This is a genomic window from Rahnella sp. PAMC25617, assembly GCF_050606005.1.
GTDB lineage: Bacteria > Pseudomonadota > Gammaproteobacteria > Enterobacterales > Enterobacteriaceae > Rahnella > Rahnella variigena.
Genome location: NZ_JBOCUM010000026.1, coordinates 1 through 1,600 on the forward strand (window position 1 = coordinate 1; position 1,600 = coordinate 1,600).

The following is a 1,600-nucleotide window of genomic DNA, read 5'->3' on the forward strand; positions in this document are numbered from 1 at the left end:
GATAATGTCTTTCACACATTATCGGAGTGGCGTCCCCAAGGGGATTCGAACCCCTGTTACAGCCGTGAAAGGGCAGTGTCCTAGGCCTCTAGACGATGGGGACACGAAAATTCCGTACCAGACCACACAGTGGTTTGGCACTTTTCGCATCAGCGTAAGGTTGCCCTTACTGCATCAACAGGTGCTCTTGCTCATTAATTTAATCAGACAATCTGTGTGGACACTGCACAATGCGTATCTTGAGGTAAGGAGGTGATCCAACCGCAGGTTCCCCTACGGTTACCTTGTTACGACTTCACCCCAGTCATGAATCACAAAGTGGTAAGCGCCCTCCCGAAGGTTAAGCTACCTACTTCTTTTGCAACCCACTCCCATGGTGTGACGGGCGGTGTGTACAAGGCCCGGGAACGTATTCACCGTAGCATTCTGATCTACGATTACTAGCGATTCCGACTTCATGGAGTCGAGTTGCAGACTCCAATCCGGACTACGACATACTTTATGAGGTCCGCTTGCTCTCGCGAGTTCGCTTCTCTTTGTATATGCCATTGTAGCACGTGTGTAGCCCTACTCGTAAGGGCCATGATGACTTGACGTCATCCCCACCTTCCTCCGGTTTATCACCGGCAGTCTCCTTTGAGTTCCCGACATTACTCGCTGGCAACAAAGGATAAGGGTTGCGCTCGTTGCGGGACTTAACCCAACATTTCACAACACGAGCTGACGACAGCCATGCAGCACCTGTCTCAGAGTTCCCGAAGGCACTAAGCTATCTCTAGCGAATTCTCTGGATGTCAAGAGTAGGTAAGGTTCTTCGCGTTGCATCGAATTAAACCACATGCTCCACCGCTTGTGCGGGCCCCCGTCAATTCATTTGAGTTTTAACCTTGCGGCCGTACTCCCCAGGCGGTCGACTTAACGCGTTAGCTCCGGAAGCCACGCCTCAAGGGCACAACCTCCAAGTCGACATCGTTTACAGCGTGGACTACCAGGGTATCTAATCCTGTTTGCTCCCCACGCTTTCGCACCTGAGCGTCAGTCTTTGTCCAGGGGGCCGCCTTCGCCACCGGTATTCCTCCAGATCTCTACGCATTTCACCGCTACACCTGGAATTCTACCCCCCTCTACAAGACTCTAGCTTGCCAGTTTCAAATGCAGTTCCCAAGTTAAGCTCGGGGATTTCACATCTGACTTAACAAACCGCCTGCGTGCGCTTTACGCCCAGTAATTCCGATTAACGCTTGCACCCTCCGTATTACCGCGGCTGCTGGCACGGAGTTAGCCGGTGCTTCTTCTGCGAGTAACGTCAATGCACAGTGCTATTAACACTGAACCCTTCCTCCTCGCTGAAAGTGCTTTACAACCCTAAGGCCTTCTTCACACACGCGGCATGGCTGCATCAGGCTTGCGCCCATTGTGCAATATTCCCCACTGCTGCCTCCCGTAGGAGTCTGGACCGTGTCTCAGTTCCAGTGTGGCTGGTCATCCTCTCAGACCAGCTAGGGATCGTCGCCTAGGTGAGCCATTACCTCACCTACTAGCTAATCCCATCTGGGCACATCCGATGGCGTGAGGCCCGAAGGTCCCCCACTTTGCTCTT

The 1,600-nt window shown here is 52.9% G+C and carries 1 tRNA gene and 1 rRNA gene; both read right to left on the minus strand.

From position 1 onward, the window contains the following. Nucleotides 1-27: 27 nt before the first annotated feature. A tRNA-Glu gene (locus ACM615_RS23360) sits at nt 28-103 on the minus strand. Nucleotides 104-245: 142 nt separating this feature from the next. After that, a 16S ribosomal RNA gene (locus ACM615_RS23365) occupies nt 246-1,600 on the minus strand; the annotation flags it as partial.